At 62.1% G+C, this 19053-nt stretch carries 16 protein-coding genes; 5 read left to right on the forward strand and 11 right to left on the reverse strand.

All coding sequences use genetic code 11. The features are described 5' to 3' along the window. Positions 1-50 precede the first annotated feature (50 nt). From AC0L3L_RS00095 to AC0L3L_RS00105, 3 genes are all read left to right on the forward strand, one after another. Positions 51-2555 (forward strand): heavy metal translocating P-type ATPase, encoded by a 2505-nt coding sequence (locus tag AC0L3L_RS00095; RefSeq protein WP_473636108.1) that lies wholly within the window; start codon positions 51-53, stop codon positions 2553-2555. A 42-nt stretch (positions 2556-2597) separates the two neighbouring features. Continuing rightward, positions 2598-2999 carry a CopM family metallochaperone gene (copM, locus tag AC0L3L_RS00100; protein WP_473636109.1) on the forward strand — a complete coding sequence of 134 codons (402 nt, stop codon included), beginning with the start codon at positions 2598-2600 and terminating at the stop codon, positions 2997-2999. 79 nt (positions 3000-3078) lie between these two features. Beyond that, positions 3079-3924: an aldo/keto reductase gene (locus tag AC0L3L_RS00105; RefSeq protein ID WP_473636110.1), complete on the forward strand. Its 846-nt coding sequence runs from the start codon at positions 3079-3081 to the stop codon at positions 3922-3924. Positions 3925-4147: 223 nt separating this feature from the next. Here AC0L3L_RS00105 and mutS read toward each other — a convergent pair whose 3' ends face one another. Further along, a complete protein-coding gene (gene mutS, locus AC0L3L_RS00110) occupies positions 4148-6898 on the reverse strand; it encodes a DNA mismatch repair protein MutS (protein ID WP_473636111.1) in 2751 nt (916 codons plus the stop codon). A gap of 141 nt (positions 6899-7039) precedes the next feature. On the opposite strand from mutS, the gene AC0L3L_RS00115 reads away from it, so the two are divergent. Beyond that, entirely contained in the window at positions 7040-9319 is a 2280-nt protein-coding gene (locus AC0L3L_RS00115) for an NADP-dependent malic enzyme (RefSeq protein WP_473636112.1), read from the forward strand. Between the two features lie 238 nt (positions 9320-9557). Here AC0L3L_RS00115 and AC0L3L_RS00120 read toward each other — a convergent pair whose 3' ends face one another. The 4 genes from AC0L3L_RS00120 to AC0L3L_RS00135 all read right to left on the reverse strand — a co-directional run bounded on the left by AC0L3L_RS00120 (position 9558) and on the right by AC0L3L_RS00135 (position 13512). After that, complete coding sequence (locus tag AC0L3L_RS00120) at positions 9558-10388, reverse strand: hypothetical protein (RefSeq protein WP_473636113.1); 831 nt, start codon at positions 10386-10388, stop codon at positions 9558-9560. Then, a complete protein-coding gene (locus tag AC0L3L_RS00125; RefSeq protein WP_473636114.1) occupies positions 10375-11337 on the reverse strand; it encodes a ParB/RepB/Spo0J family partition protein in 963 nt (320 codons plus the stop codon). The genes AC0L3L_RS00120 and AC0L3L_RS00125 overlap by 14 nt, the downstream gene beginning before the upstream one ends. Positions 11338-11344: 7 nt before the next feature. Continuing rightward, entirely contained in the window at positions 11345-12217 is an 873-nt protein-coding gene (locus AC0L3L_RS00130) for a DNA adenine methylase (protein ID WP_473636115.1), read from the reverse strand. Positions 12218-12519: 302 nt separating this feature from the next. Beyond that, positions 12520-13512 carry an adenosine kinase gene (locus AC0L3L_RS00135; protein ID WP_473636116.1) on the reverse strand — a complete coding sequence of 331 codons (993 nt, stop codon included), beginning with the start codon at positions 13510-13512 and terminating at the stop codon, positions 12520-12522. Positions 13513-13704: 192 nt separating this feature from the next. Here AC0L3L_RS00135 and AC0L3L_RS00140 point away from each other — a divergent pair, with 192 nt between their 5' ends. After that, entirely contained in the window at positions 13705-14397 is a 693-nt protein-coding gene (locus AC0L3L_RS00140) for a sulfate transporter family protein (RefSeq protein ID WP_473636117.1), read from the forward strand. Between the two features lie 101 nt (positions 14398-14498). Here AC0L3L_RS00140 and AC0L3L_RS00145 read toward each other — a convergent pair whose 3' ends face one another. From AC0L3L_RS00145 to AC0L3L_RS00170, 6 genes are all read right to left on the reverse strand, one after another. Then, positions 14499-15494, reverse strand: a complete 996-nt coding sequence (locus AC0L3L_RS00145; protein WP_473636118.1) for a proline racemase family protein — start codon at positions 15492-15494, stop codon at positions 14499-14501. 14 nt (positions 15495-15508) lie between these two features. Then, complete coding sequence (locus AC0L3L_RS00150; protein WP_473636119.1) at positions 15509-16312, reverse strand: isocitrate lyase/PEP mutase family protein; 804 nt, start codon at positions 16310-16312, stop codon at positions 15509-15511. Positions 16313-16381: 69 nt separating this feature from the next. Continuing rightward, positions 16382-17230 (reverse strand): hypothetical protein, encoded by an 849-nt coding sequence (locus AC0L3L_RS00155; protein ID WP_473636120.1) that lies wholly within the window; start codon positions 17228-17230, stop codon positions 16382-16384. A gap of 85 nt (positions 17231-17315) precedes the next feature. Next, on the reverse strand, positions 17316-17972 hold the full coding sequence (locus AC0L3L_RS00160) for an HAD family hydrolase (protein ID WP_473636121.1): 657 nt from the start codon (positions 17970-17972) through the stop codon (positions 17316-17318). Further along, complete coding sequence (gene dut, locus AC0L3L_RS00165) at positions 17972-18457, reverse strand: dUTP diphosphatase (protein WP_127204038.1); 486 nt, start codon at positions 18455-18457, stop codon at positions 17972-17974. Before dut ends, AC0L3L_RS00160 begins: the two co-directional genes overlap by 1 nt. A gap of 84 nt (positions 18458-18541) precedes the next feature. Next, positions 18542-19012 carry an Lrp/AsnC family transcriptional regulator gene (locus AC0L3L_RS00170; protein WP_473636122.1) on the reverse strand — a complete coding sequence of 157 codons (471 nt, stop codon included), beginning with the start codon at positions 19010-19012 and terminating at the stop codon, positions 18542-18544. Positions 19013-19053: the final 41 nt, after the last annotated feature.

A 19053-nucleotide genomic window follows, 5' to 3' on the forward strand; every position in this document is an offset into this window, starting at 1 on the left:
ACTGGAAGCACTACCTCCGTTTCGAGATCGAGACAGAGAGGCCTTTCCGCATGACGCATTCCGACCACGACCATCACGCCCATAGCGGCTGCTGCGCGGCGAAAGCTGCTCCGTCCGTCGCCGAAGCCGTCATTCGCGATCCGGTCTGCGGCATGACCGTCGATCCGACCGCCGGCAAGCCGACAGCCGAGCATGGCGGCCATCGCTATCATTTCTGCAGCGAGCGCTGCCGTTCGAAATTCACGGCCGAGCCGGAAAACTACCTGACCGCCACCGACCCGGTCTGCGGCATGCGTGTCGACCGTGCCACCGCGAAGCACTTTTCCCGGCATGAAGGCCAGGGCTTCTATTTCTGTTCGGCCGGTTGCAAGGTGAAATTCGAGGCGGAGCCGGCAAAGTATCTTGGCGACAAGCCAGAGCCGCAGCCAATGCCGAAAGGCACGCAATACACCTGTCCGATGCATCCGGAAATCGTCCGCGACAAGCCCGGCGCCTGCCCGATCTGCGGCATGGCGCTGGAACCGATGGGCGTGCCGACCGGCGATGAGGGGCCGAACCCGGAACTGGTCGATTTTACCAGGCGCTTCTGGGTGAGTGCCGTGTTGTCCGTGCCATTGCTGATCTTCGCCATGGCGCCGATGCTCGGTGTGACGTTTAGCGCCTTCATCGAGGATTCGACCAAGATCCGGGTGGAATTGGCGCTGGCGAGCCCGGTTGTGCTGTGGGCGGCATTCCCCTTCTTCCATCGCGGCTGGGAATCGGTTCTCAACCGCAGCCCCAACATGTGGACGCTGATTTCGCTCGGCGTTGGCGCCGCCTATCTCTACAGCGTCGTCGCCACGCTGTTCCCGGATATATTCCCGCACCAGTTCCGCGGTCATGAGGGCTCGGTGCCGGTCTATTTCGAGGCGGCCGCCGTCATCGTGGCGCTGGTTTTCCTCGGCCAGGTGTTGGAATTGCGCGCCCGTGAAAAAACCGGCTCGGCGATCCGCGCGCTGCTCGACCTCGCGCCGAAGACCGCGCGGCTGATCGGCGACGACGGTTCCGAAAACGACGTGCCGCTCGACACGGTCAAGGCCGGCGATCGCCTGCGCGTCCGCCCCGGCGATGCCGTGCCGGTCGACGGCATCGTGCTGGAAGGCCGCTCTTCCATCGACGAATCGATGCTGTCGGGCGAGCCGCTGCCGGTCGAAAAGACTGAAGGCGACCCCCTCACCGGCGGCACGCTCAACAAGAACGGCTCGCTGATCATGCGCGCCGAGAGGGTCGGCGCCGAAACCACGCTGGCGCGGATCGTCGAGCTCGTCGCCAAGGCGCAGCGCTCGCGCGCGCCGATCCAGGGCCTGGCCGACCGCGTTTCTTTCTATTTCGTCCCGGCCGTCGTAGTGGTTGCGATCGTTGCGTTCATCGCCTGGGCGATCTTCGGGCCGCAACCCAGCCTGATCTTCGCCATCGTCTCGGCGGTCTCGGTGCTGATCATCGCCTGTCCTTGCGCACTGGGCCTTGCCACGCCGATGTCGATCATGACTGCCACGGGGCGCGGCGCGCATGCCGGCGTGCTGATCAAGGATGCCGAGGCGCTCGAACGTTTTGCCTCGGTCGACACGCTGATCGTCGACAAGACCGGCACATTGACCGAAGGCCGGCCGAGAGTGACCGACGTCGTTGCTGCCGAGGGCATGACGCAAGATGATCTGCTGGCACTTGCCGCCAGCCTGGAAAAAGGCTCCGAGCATCCGCTGGCCGAGGCGATCGTCGAAGGTGCCCGTGAACGCCGGGTAAAGATCCCCGACTCCGGCGGTTTCGAGGCGGTCACCGGCAAGGGCGTTTCCGGCACGGTGTCGGGAAAGAAGGTCGCGCTCGGCAACGCTGCGATGATGGCCGATCTCGGCATCGATATCACATCCATCTCGACCAGTGCCGAGGCGCTGCAAGCCGAGGGTAAGACTGCGATGTTCGTCGCCGTCGGCAACAAACTGGCCGGCATCGTCGCCGTCGCCGACCCGATCAAGGCGACGACATCCGAGGCGATCAGGGCGCTGCACGATCGCGGCCTCAAGATCATCATGGCGACCGGCGATAACGAACGCACGGCGAAAGCCATCGCAAGCAAACTCGGCATCGACGAGGTGCGTGCGGGCCTGCTGCCGGAACAGAAGAGCGCGCTGGTCGAGGAGTTGCGCGCCAGGGGCGCCGGCGTCGCCATGGCCGGTGACGGCGTCAACGACGCGCCGGCGCTGGCCGCCGCCGATGTCGGCATCGCCATGGGCACCGGCGCCGATGTCGCGGTCGAAAGCGCTGGGATCACGCTGGTCAAGGGCGATCTCAACGGCATCGTCCGGGCCCGCACACTCGCCCAGGCAACGATCCGCAACATCCGCCAGAACCTGTTCTTCGCCTTCCTCTACAATTTGCTTGGCGTGCCGGTCGCCGCCGGCGTGCTCTATCCGCTCACCGGCACGCTTTTGTCGCCGATGATTGCGGCGGCGGCGATGAGCCTGTCCTCGGTTTCTGTCATCTCCAACGCGTTGCGGCTCAGGACGTTGAAACTCTGAGCCAAGCCCCCAGATGAAAATCGTTCAAAAGGGAGACGATGAATGACCTTGGCCAAGAAGATCGTGCTGCTGCTGATGGCAGCGGGAATGCTGCTTGCCGTTTTCCTCGAAAGCATTCCGTCGCAAGCCCAGGAGACGAAACATGACATGGGGGCGCACGACATGGGCGCGATGGGCGCGCAAAGTCCCTCGACCGATGGCTACAAGGCGGCGATGGACAAGATGCACACCGCCATGATGGCGATCGAATATTCCGGCAATGCCGATGTCGATTTCGCCCGCGGCATGATTCCGCATCACCAGGCGGCCATCGACATGGCCAAGGTCGAGCTTGCCAATGGCAAGGATCCGGAAATGCGCAAGCTGGCCGAAGCGGTGATCGCCGCGCAGGAAGCCGAGATCAAGCAGATGCAGGCCTGGCTCGCCGCCCATCCGGTGAAGTAGCACCAGGCAGATCGCGGGAAATCCGGGGTGGATTTCTCCCGAAGGGTGTGGTGCCATCCGGTCTCGACTGGAGTGCGCCATGCCGGCAACGATAAGAACCACCACATTGCCCTCGGGCGAAGCCGTTCCCGTGCTTGGTCAAGGCACGTGGAAAATGGGTGAGGACGCCCGCCGCCACGCCGATGAGGTCAACGCGCTCAAGCTCGGGCTCGATCTCGGCATGATGCTGATCGACACCGCCGAAATGTATGCCAGCGGCGGGGCCGAGGAGGTGGTGGCGGATGCCATTGCCGGGCGCCGCGACGAGGTGTTCCTGGTCTCCAAGGTGCTGCCGTCCAACGCCTCGCGCACCGGCGTGCTGGCGGCCTGCGACAGAAGCCTCAGGCATCTGCGCACCGACCGGATCGATCTCTATCTGCTGCATTGGCCCGGCAGCGTGCCTCTGGCGGAAACGGCCGAGGCCTTCGAGGCGTTGAAAAAGGCCGGCAAGATCCGCCACTGGGGCGTCAGCAATTTCGACACCCATGAGATGGAGGAACTGGTCAGCCTGCCTGCCGGCGACAGCGTCCAGACCAACCAGATCCTCTACAATCTGTCCCAGCGCGGCCCGGAATTCGACCTTGCGCCCTGGAGCCGGCAGCGCGGCATTCCGCTGATGGCCTATTCGCCGGTCGATCAGGGCGTATTGGCGCGCAACGCCAGGCTCGAAGCCATTGCCGCCCGCCACAATGCCACGGCGGCTCAGCTGGCGCTGGCCTGGGTGATGGCACAGGACGGCGTCATTGCCATTCCAAAGGCCGGCAGGCAAGAGCATGTCCGCCAGAATGTCGCTGCGTTGGACATCGAGCTCACCTCGGAAGATTTCGCCGACATCAACCGTGCCTTCCCGCCACCGACCCGCAAGCGCGGGCTGCAGATGATTTGAGGATAGTAGCGGGGATCAGGCTAAGGTCGCATTCCTTCGCGCCCTCTCTGTCCTGCCGGACATCTCCCCCACAGGTGGGGAGATTGGCTATCACCATCGCTTTCGCCAAGCTCCAACGCTGGAGAAAAGATGCTGTCTGCGAAGCTGCCAACCTCCCCCCAAGTGGGGGAGATGTCCGGCGGGACAGAGGGGGCGCCGTAGAGCACTATCGTACGAAGCTTGACTACTTCCCCGCCATTCCCTTCAGCCGATACAGCGCCTCCAGCGCCTCCCGTGGCGTCATCTCGTCGGGATTGATCTCCCCTAGCGCCGCGCTCAGTCCATCGCTCTTTGCCGGCTTTTGCGCCTCTCGTTTCACCGCCACCGAAAACAGCGGCAGATCGTCGACCAGCCGGTTTGCCTTGCCCGACACCTCGCCCGCTTCCAGCTGGTGCAGCACTTCCCTGGCCCGCCCGACCGCCGCTTCCGGCAGGCCGGCCAGACGCGCCACCTGCACGCCATAGGAGCGGTCGGCGGCACCCTTGCCGACCTCGTGCAGGAAGACCACGTCGCCCTCCCATTCCTTGACCCGCATGGTGACATTGTGCAGTCGAGCGAGCTTGCTGGCCAGCGCCGTCATCTCGTGGAAATGGGTGGCGAAAATCGCCCGGCAGCGGTTCTTCTCGTGCAGATACTCGACCGCCGCCCAGGCGATCGACAGGCCGTCGAAGGTAGCGGTGCCGCGGCCAATCTCGTCGAGGATCACCAGCGCGCGCTCGCCGGCCTGGTTGAGGATCGCCGCCGTTTCGACCATCTCGACCATGAAGGTCGAACGGCCGCGCGCCAGATCGTCGGAAGCGCCGACACGTGAAAACAGCCGGTCGACGACGCCGATATGAGCTGATGCCGCGGGCACGAAGGAGCCGGTCTGGGCGAGGATGGCGATCAGCGCGTTCTGCCTGAGGAAGGTCGATTTGCCGCCCATATTGGGTCCGGTCAGCAGCCAGATCGCGCCGTTTTTGGCATCGCCCTCTGGTGATAGGTCGCAATCATTGGCGACGAACGGTCCTTCGCCCGAACGCCGCAGCGACTGTTCGACCACCGGATGCCGCCCGCCCGAAATTGCGAAGGCGAGGCTCGCGTCCACCACCGGCCGGCACCAGGCCTCGCTTTCGGAAAGCAGCGCAAGTGCCGACGACACGTCAAGCACGGCAAGCGCATCGGCGCCGGCGCGGATCTTGTCCGACAGGCCGACCGCTTCCGCTGTCAGCCTGTCGAAGGCGGCAAGCTCGATCGCCAGCGCCCGGTCGGCGGCATTGGCGATCTTCGATTCCAGCTCGGCCAGTTCCGTCGTGGTGAAGCGCATGGCGTTGGCCATGGTCTGGCGATGGATGAAGCGCGCCTTCGCCCCATCGCTGCTCGTCATGATCGCATGGTGGTTGGCGGTGACTTCGATGTAGTAGCCAAGCACATTGTTGTGCCGGATTTTCAGCGAGCGGATGCCGGTTTCGTCGATCAGCGAGCGCTCCAGCCCGGCGATGACCTTGCGCGATTCGTCGCGCAGCGCTCGCATCTCATCGAGCTCACCATGATAGCTGGAACGGACGAAGCCGCCATCGCGCTTGAGCAGCGGCAGCTCGTCACTGAGCGCCTGCGTCAGATGCTCGGCCAGCGGGCGTGGCAGCGCCTCGATCGCCGCCAGCGCCGCCGCCAGTTCCTGCGGCAGGGCGGTCGCCCCAAACAGTTCGGCAATAGCGCCGGCTGCCTCGAACCCGGCGCGCAGCGCGCCGAGGTCGCGCGGGCCACCGCGGTTGAGCGCCAGCCGCGACAGGGCGCGGGGCATGTCGGCGACGCTCTTCAGGCTCGCCCGCACCGCCTGGCACAGTCGAGTCTCGGAGCGGAAGAACGATACCGAATCCAGCCTTGCACCAATTGCCGCCGGGTCGGTCAGTGGCGCCATCAGCCGGTCGGCGAGCAGCCGCGCGCCGCCGCCGGTCACCGTGCGGTCGATCGCCTTGAACAGCGAACCCTCACGGCTGCCGGACAGGGTGCGCAGCAGTTCCAGATTGGCGCGTGTCGCCGGATCGATGAACAGCGTCGAACCCTGCTCCTCGCGCTCGGGCCGCGACAGCGGCGGCCGCTCGGCCTTCTGCGTTTTTTCGACATAGGCGATGGCGCCTGAGATCGCCGACAGCTCGGCGCGGGAAAACGTGCCGAAACTGTCCGGCGTCGCCACCTCGAAGAAACGGGCGATGCGCCCGGCGGCCGACGCTGAGTCGAACAGGCTCGGCGGCTGCGGATTGGCGACCCGGCCGAGCACATCGAACACCGGTTTCAGGTCGGGATCGAAAAACACCGGCTCGGCGACGATCAGCTCGCGCGGGTCGACGCGAAAGACATCGGCGAGCAGCCGGTCGGCGGTGGTTTCTGCAACACGGAAGGCGCCGGTCGAGATCTCGATCCAGGCCAATGCAAAACTTCCTTGGTTCCCTGTCGCGCTGCCGAGCTCCCCGCCTCTTGGTTCCGCTCCGCCTTTGACTCGGCCAAGCGCCATCAAGAAACTCGATTCCGACGGCGCCAGCAACTTGTCCTCGGTGATCGTGCCTGGCGTCACCAGCCGCACCACGTCGCGTCGCACCACCGACTTGCCGCCGCGCTTCTTCGCCTCGGCCGGATCCTCGATCTGCTCGCAGACGGCGACACGGAACCCCTGTCCGATCAGCTTCTGCAAATAGTCGTCGGCGGCATGCACCGGCACGCCGCACATCGGGATGTCGAGGCCCTGGTGCTTGCCGCGTTTGGTCAAGACGATGCCGAGCGCCCGGCTCGCCTTCTCGGCGTCGTCGAAGAACAGCTCGTAGAAATCGCCCATGCGGTAAAACAGCAGCGAATCCGGGTTTGCCGCCTTGATCTCGATATACTGCTCCATCATCGGCGTCGCCGGCGCAAAGGCCGTCGTAGCGCTGTCGCTGCGAATGGGCGTTTCGTCGTTCAAGAAGCTGCTTCCAAAATTTGCCAAGCCATCTGCTTGGCGGTTTACAGCGGCGAAGTGTAGCCTTAATCCCGAACGTTCCACAAAAGAAAGCATTGCACCCGTCTCAAGCGGTGCCGCACGGGTGAGGAAATCGAAAGCATCATGGCCAGGAAACCCGAAAACCCCGGACCCTCCGTCAGTGCGCAGGAGGCGCTGGAATTCCACGCCATGGGCCGCCCCGGCAAGCTGGAGATCGTCGCCACCAAGCCGATGGCCACCCAGCGCGACTTGAGCCTCGCCTATTCGCCAGGCGTCGCGGTTCCCGTCCTCGCCATCGCCGAGGATCCCAGCCGCGCCTTCGACTACACGGCGCGCGGCAACATGGTCGCCGTCATTTCCAATGGCACCGCCATCCTCGGCCTCGGCAATCTCGGCGCGCTGGCCGCCAAGCCGGTGATGGAAGGCAAGGCGGTGTTGTTCAAGCGCTTCGCCGATGTCGATTCCATCGATCTCGAGGTCGACACCGAGGATGCCGACGAGTTCATCAATAGCGTGCGTTTCCTTGGCCCGTCCTTTGGCGGTATCAATCTGGAAGACATCAAGGCGCCGGAGTGCTTCATCATCGAGCAGCGGCTGCGCGAGCTGATGGACATACCGGTCTTCCATGACGACCAGCACGGCACCGCCATCATCTCGGCCGCCGGCCTGATCAACGCGCTGGAGATCACCGGCCGCGACATGAAGACCACGAAAATGGTCTGCAATGGCGCGGGTGCGGCCGGCATCGCCTGCATCGAGCTGATGAAGGCGATGGGCTTTGCGCCTGAAAACATCATCCTGTGCGACACCAAGGGCGTCGTCTTCCAGGGCCGCACCGAAGGCATGAACCAGTGGAAGTCGGCGCACGCCGTCAAGACCGACGCGCGCTCGCTGGCCGAGGCGCTGGACGGAGCCGACGTGTTCCTCGGCGTGTCCGCCAAGGGCGCGCTGACCACCAAGATGGTGCAGTCGATGGCCGAGAAGCCGATCATCTTCGCCATGGCCAACCCAGATCCCGAGATCACGCCGGAGGAAGTCGCCGAAATCCGCACCGATGCCATCATGGCCACCGGGCGTTCGGACTATCCGAACCAGGTCAACAACGTGCTCGGCTTCCCCTATATCTTCCGCGGCGCGCTCGACGTGCGGGCCACCACCATCAATGACGACATGAAGATCGCCGCGGCGCGGGCGCTCGCCGAACTCGCGCGCCAGGACGTGCCCGACGACGTCGCCGCCGCCTACCAGGGCATGCGGCCGAAATTCGGCCCCAACTACATCATCCCGGTGCCGTTCGATCCGCGCCTGATCTCGGCCATTCCGATCGCGGTTGCCAAGGCAGCGATGGAGTCCGGCGTCGCGCGCAAGCCGATCCTCGACCTCGACCGCTACGCGCAGGAGCTTTCCGCCCGTCGCGATCCGATCGCCTCGACGCTGCAGCGCATCTACGACCGCGTGCGCCGCCAGCCCAAGCGCATCGTCTTCGCCGAGGGCGAGGAGGAGCAGGTGATGCGCGCCGCCGTCTCCTATGTGAACCAGCGGCTCGGCACCGCCATCCTGCTCGGCCGCGACGACATCATCAAGGAGAATGCCAGGAACGCCGGCATCGAGCTTGGCAAGCAAGGCATCGAGATCATCAATGCGCGGCTGTCGCGCCGCAACGGCGTCTACACCGACTATTTGTACGAGCGCATGCAGCGCAAGGGCTTCCTGTTCCGCGATTGCCAGCGCCTGATCAACACCGACCGCAACCATTTCGCCGCCTGCATGGTGGCGCTGGGCGATGCCGACGGCATCGTCACAGGCGTCACCCGCAACTATTCCACGGCGCTCGACGACATCCGCCGTGCCATCGACGCCAAGCCCGGCCACCGCGTCATCGGCGCCTCGATCGTGCTGGCGCGGGGCCGGACCGTGATTGTCGCCGACACCGCCGTGCACGACATGCCGAACGCCGAACAGATCGCCGACATCGCCGAGGAAGCCGCCGGCTTTGCCCGCCGCATGGGTTATGAACCAAGGCTCGCCATGCTTGCCTATTCCACCTTCGGCCATCCGCAGGGTGAGCGCTCCGAGCGCGTCCAGGAAGCGGTGCGCATCCTCGACAAGCGGCGCGTCGATTTCGAGTATGACGGCGAGATGGCCGCCGACGTGGCGCTCAACGCGCGCGCCATGGCGCAATACCCGTTCATTCGGCTCACCGGTCCGGCCAATGTGCTGATCATGCCGGCCTTCCACTCGGCCTCGATCTCGACCAAAATGCTGCAGGAACTCGGCGGCTCGACCGTCATCGGCCCGCTGCTGGTCGGCCTGGACAAGCCGGTTCAGATCGTCTCGCTCAACGCCAAGGACTCGGACATCGTGAATATGGCGGCCATCGCGGCGTATACGGCGGGGGCGTAAGGAGACCGCTCGATCCAGATTGGCACTAGAGCATTTTGCGTCCGAAAAAATGCGTCAAACAAAGACCTGGAGCGGGGTTTTTGTCTCCACTACAACGCAAAACGCTCTAGGACGCTGATAATCTTCGAGCGGCTCCGCGGTGAGCGGGCAAAAAGCCCCCCGCATGCCGGGAGAGCTAAACATTTGACAAGGGCGGCGATCGCGGGGCTTGACACAACTTATTGCGTCCGACTTGCTGCTAAGACGTCAATTCCTCAAGGCATGTTATTGCTGCATACATATTCTGGCCGACTTGCAAACGAAGTTCAGCCTCGACAGTTTTGCTACGTCGCCTGTGAGCAAGACCAACCCGAGTCTTGTTGATCATGGCCAATGTCGTCCCAATTACAGCATCTTTGTATGTTTGATTCTGAATTAGGGCAAAAGCGTCTTTAAGTTGTCCTAGCGTCATATTGTCAACCTCCTCAGAGGTAAGATTTGCCGCTTGGCTACGTCGGCTTCTCGCCACTATCGTTCGGCCAGCGTCTATCCCTTGTTTGAGATAGTCACGAGCATGTTGCTCAACCTCGGAGTAAGCGTGGTTAAGCCCATCGCGCCAATCGTTCTCTTGAACCTTGCGAAAAGCAGGCGCAAGTAGAGGGCGAACCGGCTTCGGTAAGTCTTTCAACTCCGGCAGCTCAACATGTACAGCCAAGTCGGTAGGAAGTCGGATTACCATCAAATTCCGGTCGTTATGAACGCAAAGACCAAGCCAATTTTTTATAACAAAATCCATAGTCTGCTGATCGACGCCCGTTAGGCTACGCAGTACAGCACAATAACGAGTATCAACTGTCTGCGACTTGCAATACCTCACCCATCGTTCCGTTCGCCCTATGTCAAGTGCAGATGAGACTTCTACGATTACAGTCTCATGTCCTCTGCGGCATACAAGGGTTGGAGTAAATGGGAAACCAATTTCTCTCGTTTCTAGAGTGACGTCGAAACCCTCATTACCAAAATGCGTTTCCGCGTCGGTTGCAACGTGAAGAAGTTCATCAGCTACGGTTTTAAAGTTATCGGCGGGCATTGCTAAGAACTTGCCGAACGGTTTCGCTTAGCAGGCGTAGGCGATCTTCCAGCGCCGCCCCGAGTTCATATGATCGAGACAGATGTTCTTGAAGTCGATTATTAACTCGTTCGGCGAGCTGTTCAGTCCCATGCTCAAAGTCAACTCGTTCTACCGAGTCACGAAAAGCGTTGTTTACAGTGTATGCGGGGTCACGAATTAATCGAATAGCTACATTTCTTGCTTCGGATCTTGGAATTTCACGACGTTGGACTGCGCGAGCAATCCGCGGTAGCATTCTCGGCTCGACCGTACTTGTTAATGTTCTGTTTATGAACTTTTCTACAAGAGAATTAGTCAAACTTATTTGCTCGTCGTCAGTAATAACGTCTTGCTTCATAAGGGCGTCAGCACCGCGAACAGATTCAAGAACGTGGTCTACAGTCAGAACTTGAAGCGGGCGCGGTTTTTCTAATTCGGCAAGAAGCTGATCTTTATACCGGGTCGGTAAAGCCAAGATATTTCGGTACCGACGCACTTCGCCCCGAGATAAAGACGCTGCTGCTGCCAGGTCTTGTTCAGAAGGAGGTCTGCCTAGCCGTTCAGCTAATGCGCCTTCTAGCTTCTCCAGCTTTATTGCGGTTGGTAAGGGATCCCAGTCACTTCTGGTCTTGTGTATCGCGAACATCATCATGATGTTCGTTACCGCGTCAGGTTCGGGCTGAATGATGGCCGGTACTGCGGACAATCCCAATTTGAGCGCGCATCGCCATCGGCGCTCACCGTCCAAAATTATGTATCCCTGACCGCTTTGATAGATAGTCAGAGGAACGAGAATTCCTTGGCTCGCGATGCTCTCCTGCAGCGCAAGCAACTCGTCCTCTCGGAATATGAGTCGCGGATTCTCCGGATTCCGATCAATCTCGGCGGGATTAACGAGACGGATACTCTCAGCTGCGTCTCGGGCCATCTCTGTCCTATGTGTTGGCTGTTAAAAGCACTTCCCCCACACTACCTCTAAATTTAGCAGAAGACGATAGTGTTGATGACCTCTCAAATTCAGTCTTCTTAAATTCTGGGTAGAGAGCAACCACGTCGACGTGGTTGGCGTTAGAAATCACGATTTTGACGCCCAGTAATCTTAATCTCTCCGCCTCTTTAGCTAAGCGGATTTGATCATCCCAGCGGAACAATTTTTCATTCCAATCTCGAAACCCATTATTATTGTGTGTCGTAACATAGGGAGGATCGAAATAAACAAAATCACCAAACTTCGTATTGTTCGTGAAGTCCGTAAAGTCACCGCATTTAATATGTATTTTTGGATGGGATAACGCCTTTGAGCACGCCGTTAGATTTTCCTCGTCAAAAATGAATTGACTTCGAGGTGCCCCGTACGGAACGTTGAATTTACCCTGTGCGTTGACGCGATACAGACCATTCCAGCACGTTTTGTTTAGGTACAGAAATTCTCCGGCGCGGATGAGGCTGTCTTCGGATCTATTTTCTCTAATTTTATAAAATAGCTCTTTATCAGGCTTGAGCGGTGACAGATATCCGATCAACCCGTCAACATTAGATCTGACAGCTTTCCAAGTCTCAATTAGTTCTGAACTTGCATCCGATAAAATCGCGTGCTTGGGCTTTAAATGAAAAAATAAGGCTCCGGCCCCCAGAAATGGTTCATAGTATGTTCCAAACGTTTTTGGAAGTACTTGTGAAATGCGGGGAAGAAGCGCTTGCTTTGAACCTGCCCACCTCAGGAACGGGCGAGGGAGTGCACTTAATCTGCCCGAAGCCGAATACTCACCGCCCCGATGGACTGGCGAGCTTGAATCTACAGAATCCATCGACGTTGGGCACCCTTGTCGCACTGTAAAGTGCATAATTTCAAGAACACTGGCTAACCCAGTGCACCTTCAAAATTGAACTTAATAAGCACGGATTACAAAGCTGACGCAATCGTACGTTTCGGCCGAAAGGAGCGTTCTTAACAGGTACTTCTCCGGCCATCGGCGAAGACGTGGGTTCTAGGCGAGGCTACGATGGGCTTTTTGATGGGGAGGGTGATGCCGAATGCGCGGGATGCCAAAACACCCTCACCCGCCGCTCGCGTCCCTTACCTCCCCATCGAGGGGGAGGTGCCGCCTCCCTACAGCAGCCCCGCCTGCTCAGCCTCGTGGCGCAAATTCTGCCGAGGCCTTGGCCCGATCTGCTGGATGACCAGCCCGGCCGCCAGCGAGCCGAGGTCGCCGCAATGCTTCAGGCTGCGCCCTTGCGTGTAGCCGTAGAGGAAGCCGGCGGCATAGAGGTCGCCGGCGCCGGTGGTGTCGACCAGCTCCCGGATTTTGGTCGCGTCGACAGTGACGGTCTCGTCGCCGCGCACGATGACCGAGCCCATTTCCGAGCGGGTGACGGCGGCGATCTTGCAGTCCTTGCGGATCTGGGCCAGCGCCTCGTCGAACGAGGCGGTCTGGTAGAGCGCCTTGATCTCGTGGCTGTTGGCAAAGACGATGTCGACGGTGCCCGAGCGCATTAGGTCCAGAAACTCCTCGCGATAGCGGTCGACGCAGAACGAATCCGACAATGTCATCGACACTTCGCGCCCGGCGGCATGCGCGAGCTTGGCCGTCTGCCGGATCGCTTCCTTGGCGCGCGGCGGGTCCCACAGATACCCTTCGAAATAGGTGACCGCCGCACCGGAAGCCTTGTCGGCCTCGACATCTTCCGGCCCGAGCTCGATGCAGGCGCCGAGATAGGTGTTCATCGAGCGCTCGCCGTCCGGCGTGACGAAGATCATCGAGCGCGCCGTCGGCGGCTCGCCGTTGAGCGGCTTGGTGTCGAAGGCGACGCCCTGCGCGTGGATGTCATGGGCGTAGATTTCGCCGAGCGCATCGTTCGAGACCTTGCCGAAGAAGGCGGCGCGTCCGCCGAAGCTGGCGACACCCGCCGCCGTGTTGCCGGCGCTGCCGCCGGAGGCTTCGATGGCCGGGCCCATGCGGCTGTAGAGCAGCTCGGCGCGCCTCGTGTCGATCAGGTTCATCGCGCCCTTGATGATGCCGTTCGTCTCCAGGAATGCCTCGTCGCACTGCGCGATGATGTCGACGATGGCATTACCGATACAAAGCACGTCATAGTTCGGCATCAATGATGTCTCCGCGAAAACCACCGGCTTTCTGCCACGCCGGCCGCGGGCGGGTCTAGCGATTTGATGCGGCTTTGCCTAGGGTCGGGATCTATTAATCTGGTCGAACGGCAGATGCACTGCATCGCGCTGTGCGTGCTTTGTCCTGTCCCCGCCTGCCTCGAAACTACCAGCCCTGGAATTGGAAACGCCGTGATCTCCAGCGCCGCACGCGCCGCCGCCAGCCGGTTGTTCTCGCCCGAATTCCGCTCGGTGTTCGTGAAAACGCTGGGGCTGACCTTGCTGGCGCTCGCCGCGCTGTGGTTCGCTATCGAGGGCCTGTTCGAATGGCTGGCCTGGCCATGGATCGACGCATGGCTGCCCGGCCTGCCGTCCTGGGCCGGATGGCTGGGCGTCATCGTCGCCGGGATCGGTCTCGCGCTGGGTCTGGCGCTGCTGATCGCGCCGGTGACAGCGATCATCGCCGGCCTGTTTCTCGATGACGTCGCCGAAGTGGTCGAACGCACCGACTATCCCGGCGAACCGCCCGGTCGCGCCATGCCGGCACTGCGCTCGATGGTGCTGGCGATAAGATTCTTCGGCGTCGTCATCCTCGGCAACATCGTCGCCTTGCTGCTGCTGGTGCCGGGCATCAACATCGCCGCCTTCTTCATCGTCAACGGCTATCTGCTGGGGCGCGAATTCTTCGAATTCGCCGCCATGCGCTTCCGCCCGGAGGCCGAGGCACGGGCGTTGCGCAAAAAACATGCCGTCACGGTGTTCCTCGCCGGGCTGGTTGTCGCTGCCTTCCTCGCCGTGCCGCTGCTCAACCTTCTGACGCCGCTGTTCGCCGCCGCCATGATGGTGCATTTGCACAAGGCGATCTCTGCGCGGGAAGCGGCTTAGGAGTGCTGATGCTCAGGTGATGCCGGCGTGCGAATGGCGGTGTCCGGTGCTTCCGGTGCGTAGCTAAACGTTACGCTCCGTTCCGTTTGTTAGGCCCGGCGCTAGCGTAAGAGAAAACCGCGTCCCAGCTCGTCGTCGGGTTCGACGATGAATTCGGCCCGGCCGCAGTAGAAGGCGCGGCCGCCGACACGGGCGATGATGGCGTCATGCGTCCCGGCTTTCGCGATCCTCGCCACGCTGCCGGAAAAGCGCGAGCCGGCGATACTCTCGAACAGCCGCGTCTGGCCGGCGATTTCGCCCTTAGCATGCATTGCCGCCAGCCGCGCTGTGACGCCGGATCCGGTCGGCGAGCGGTCGACCTCGGCCTCGGCGAAGACGCAGATGTTCTTGGTCGGGCTATCGGAGAATACGTCCTGTCCGTCGGTCAGGATGGTGCCGTAGAGAAAGGCAAGGTCGGCATGGTCGGGATGCGACAGCGGGAATTCCTTCTTCAGCTTCTCCGTCAGCGCCGTCGCCGCATCGACGAAATCGCGGACGCGGTTCTTGCCGAATTCCAGCCCGAACTGGTGGCAATCGGCGAGCGCATAGAAGGCGCCGCCATAGGCGATGTCGAAGCCGATCGCCCCGAAGCCCGGTAATTCGACCTCCTGGTCGCGGGCGAACAGAAAGGCCGGCACGCTTTCGAATGACACAGCACCTGCCTTGCCGTCCTGCACCTCGACCGAGGCGACGACCAGCCCGCACGGCGCTTCGATGTTGACTGTCGTCACCGGCTCCTGCCGCGCCACCAGCCCTTCGTCGACGGCGTAGCGGCCGAGCGCGACGATGGCGTGCCCGCACATCGTCGAATAGCCCTCATTGTGCATGAACAGCACGGCGAGGTCGGCGCCGGGCAGGTCGGGCTCCACCAGCAGCGCGCCATACATGTCGTAATGGCCGCGCGGCTCGAACATCAGGATCTTCCTGAGATGGTCGAGGTGGTCGCGCACATAGGCACGTTTTTCCAGGATCGTGCCTGCGGGGATCTTGGGATAACCGCCGGTGACGATCCGCAGCGGCTCGCCACCGGTGTGCATGTCGACGACGGTGAGCGTCATGCGTTGGGGCCCGTCTAAGCCAAGGATTGGGCAAACAACGCCTGCAGCTTGCCGAACGGCATGGCGGTCCGGGTGAAGCCGAAGGTGCCGTCCTGCTGGATCTCGCGCGCCGCCGTCTCCAGCATGCCGAAGGCGAAATTGGTGAGCCAGGGCCCGAGCGAAATGCGCTTGACCCCTGCCAGGGCAAGATCGGCGATGGTGAAGCCGGGCCTCACCATGACATTGACCGGCTTGGTCAGCGCCGAGCAGACGGTTTGCACCGTCTCGATGTCGCCAAGGCCCGGCGCGTAGAGCACGTCGGCGCCGGCTTTCTCGAAGGCTTGCAGCCGCTTGATCGTGTCGTCGATGTCGGGCTTGCCCCACAGAAAATTCTCGGCTCGCGCGGTGAAGACGAAATCGTGCTTCAGCGCCCGCGCCGCCTCCGCTGCAGCGGCGACGCGCTCGACCGCATGCGAAAAATCGTAGATCGGCTTGTCGGGCTCGCCGGTGTGGTCCTCGATCGAGCAGCCGGCAAGGCCTGCCGCCTCGGCCGCAAAGACGGTCTCGGAGGCACTTGTCGCGCTGTCGCCCTTGCCCTTCTCGAGATCGGCCGAGATCGGCAGGCCGGTCGCCGCCGCCACGTCGCGGCAGTGGTGGATCATCGCCTCGAAGGTCACGGCACCGTCGGGCAGGCCGCGCGAAAAGGCAAAGCCGGCGCTGGTCGTCGCCAACGCCTTGAAACCGAAGGAGGCCAGCAGTTTCGTCGTGCCGACGTCCCAGGGGTTGGGCATGACGAAGATCGAACTGTGCAGGTCGCGAAAGATTTTGCCCTTGTCCATGGATGCTCCCCAGAGTGCGAAGCACATTTTATCCCGCCACTGCCCGACGGGCAAACGAATGCGATTGGTTCAGAAGCGATTGGCGTTCTCTCCTGCCAATTTGTCCAATGCGTCGGACCCCTTGAAGTATGCGGTCCCGTCCCAATGGTAGGTGACGGAGATGTCGCGCGAGGAAGCCTCGGGCGCCGGATCGTCGCAGCTTTCGCCATTCGGCACGGTGGCATCGGTCACCGTCGCCTTGATGCCCGCATAGGGCTGGCCGTCCGCAACGGTCTGAAACGCCAACTCCTGCGTGCGCCTGTAGGCGCACAGCGACTCGTCGAACGTATAGATCATGTCGATCAACTCGAACCTGTCGTCGCGGACCAGGATCAGGGGCGTGCTCATATAGCCCTGGCTCGAATTGAAATGCGTGCTCAGGGTGATGATCGCGTCATCACCGGGCCCGATCGGCAGCTTGCCCGGATCGCGGAAAGAGTTGCTTCGGTCGACGGCGACATTGACAGCGTCGAGCAGTCTCGGCTTGCCAGCAAGATCGTAGAGCGCCAGCACCGCGAAACCCTCGGCGCTGTCGGAGGAGCTGCCGAGGTCGAACAGCATGGCCAGCCGATCCTTGCCGCCGGCCTTGATGTCGAGCGCGGCGGCGTTGGAAAGGCCCGACGTTTCGGGCGGCGAGCCACCGCTATCCGGGCCCTCGATATGGCGCATCTCGATCGGCATAGAACCCCGGTAGAAGCCGTCCTTGTCCGCCGCCAGATCGGGAATGACCACCCTGGCGAGGTCGAAATAGGTCGTGTCCTGGTGGCCGGGAACGGCGCTGCCAAGGTCCGGGAAGCTGCCGTCTTGCGCGCCGGCCGTCGTCCACAGGCACGGCAGCAGCAAACAGGCGAGGACGAAGCGAAGCAGGATGGAATTCATACGCTGGCGCCTCCCACGGTCGAGCGTCCGCAAGCTAGCACGGACGACCGAGGCGTACAGCCGGATAACAAGCCTGAAGATTAGATCAGTGGATCGGCACCAGCCCGGCAAGTTCGCGCATGTCGTCGAACAGGATGCCGCCGGCCTCGGTCAGGCCGTCGCGGTCGGAATGCGGGTCGCCGTGATAGGAATAAACGCGCATGCCGGCGGCAATGCCGGCTAACGTCCCGGCGACACTGTCCTCAATGACGATGCAGTCGGCGGGCGCGAAGCCCATCGTGCTTGCCGCATGCAGGAACAGGTCGGGAAACGGCTTGCCGCGCGAAACCATGGTCGAGCTGAACAGCGCATGCTCGAACAGCGGCAGCAGCCCGGTCTGGCCGAGCGTGATGTGCATTTTAGAAACCCGTGCCGATGAAGCGACGCAAGTTGCGATGCCGGCAGCGTACACGGCTTCGATGAACTCCCTGACATAGGGGACGGCTTCGACGCCATGCGCGAACAGGTCCGGCAGGCCGGAGTTCCAGCGTTCGACGAAATCGGCGCCGAGGCTGACGCCGGTCGCCTCGACTTCCTTCTGCACCGAGACCATGCTGCGGCCGGAGAAATTCTTGCGGCAATATTCGAAGCTCGCCGGGTAGCCGGCAGCGCTGAGCCATTCGGCAAGGCGCCGATTGGCCAGGTTCTCGGTGTCGACCAGAACCCCGTCGCAATCGAAGATGACGAGTTTGGGTAGGGACATCAGGCCGTGCCGGTCGATCCGAAGCCGCCCGAGCCGCGCGCCGTGCCGCCGGCCAATGTGCGCTCCTCCACGGTCGCCTGCATCACGGACGCAAAGACGATCTGGGCGATCCGCATGCCGCGCGTCACTGCGAAATCCTCGTCGCCGAGGTTGATCAGCAGCACTTTCACCTCGCCGCGATAGTCGCTGTCGATGGTGCCCGGTGTGTTGAGACAGGTGAGGCCGTGCTTGAAGGCGAGGCCTGAACGCGGCCGGACCTGACCTTCCACGCCCTCCGGGATCTCCAGGATCAGCCCGGTCGGCACCAGCGCGCGTTTTCCCGGCAGGATCAGCAGCGGCCGGTCATCCGGCACCGCGGCGCGCAGATCCATGCCGGCGGCGCCCGCGCTTTCATAGGCGGGAAGCGGCAGGCCTTCACCATGCGGCAACCTGACGAAGCCGACGGCCGGACCGATGACGGAGGAAGTGTAGAGGGCTGCGCGCATGAGGCTGATCCTATCGCTATCAACGCCGATTCGGTCAACTCGGTGGCTAGGCTATCAACGGCTTTCTTTCAGCGCAGTTCCGCTTCAGCGCAGCTCTACGGGGACGACCGTCGTCTCCTTGATCTCCTCCATGACGAAGGAGGCCGAAACGTCTGACAGCGCCACCTTGGCGATCAGCCGCTGATAGAGCCTGTCATAAGCCTTCACGTCGGCGACGCGGGCACGCAAGACATAGTCGAGGTCGCCGGACATGCGGTAGACGCCGGTGATCTCGGGAAAGCCGGTCACTGCCGCCCGGAATTTTTGCAGCCAGTCCGGATCGTGGTTGGAGGTCCGGACCAGGATAAACACCGAAAGGCCAAGGCCAAGCTTGTCCGCATCGACCAGCGCCACCCGGCCGGTAATGACGCCGTCTTCTTCGAGCCGCTTCACCCGGCGCCAGCAGGCGTTGCGTGACAGCGACACCCTTTCCGACAATTGGTCGACCGACAATGTGCCGTCGCGTTGCAACTCGGCCAGCAATCTTCGGTCGATTTCATCGATTTCCAGAGACATGTGGGATATTTGTCCCAATAATTGGCCAAACACAAGGATGA

The organism is Mesorhizobium sp. WSM4849 (assembly GCF_055811385.1).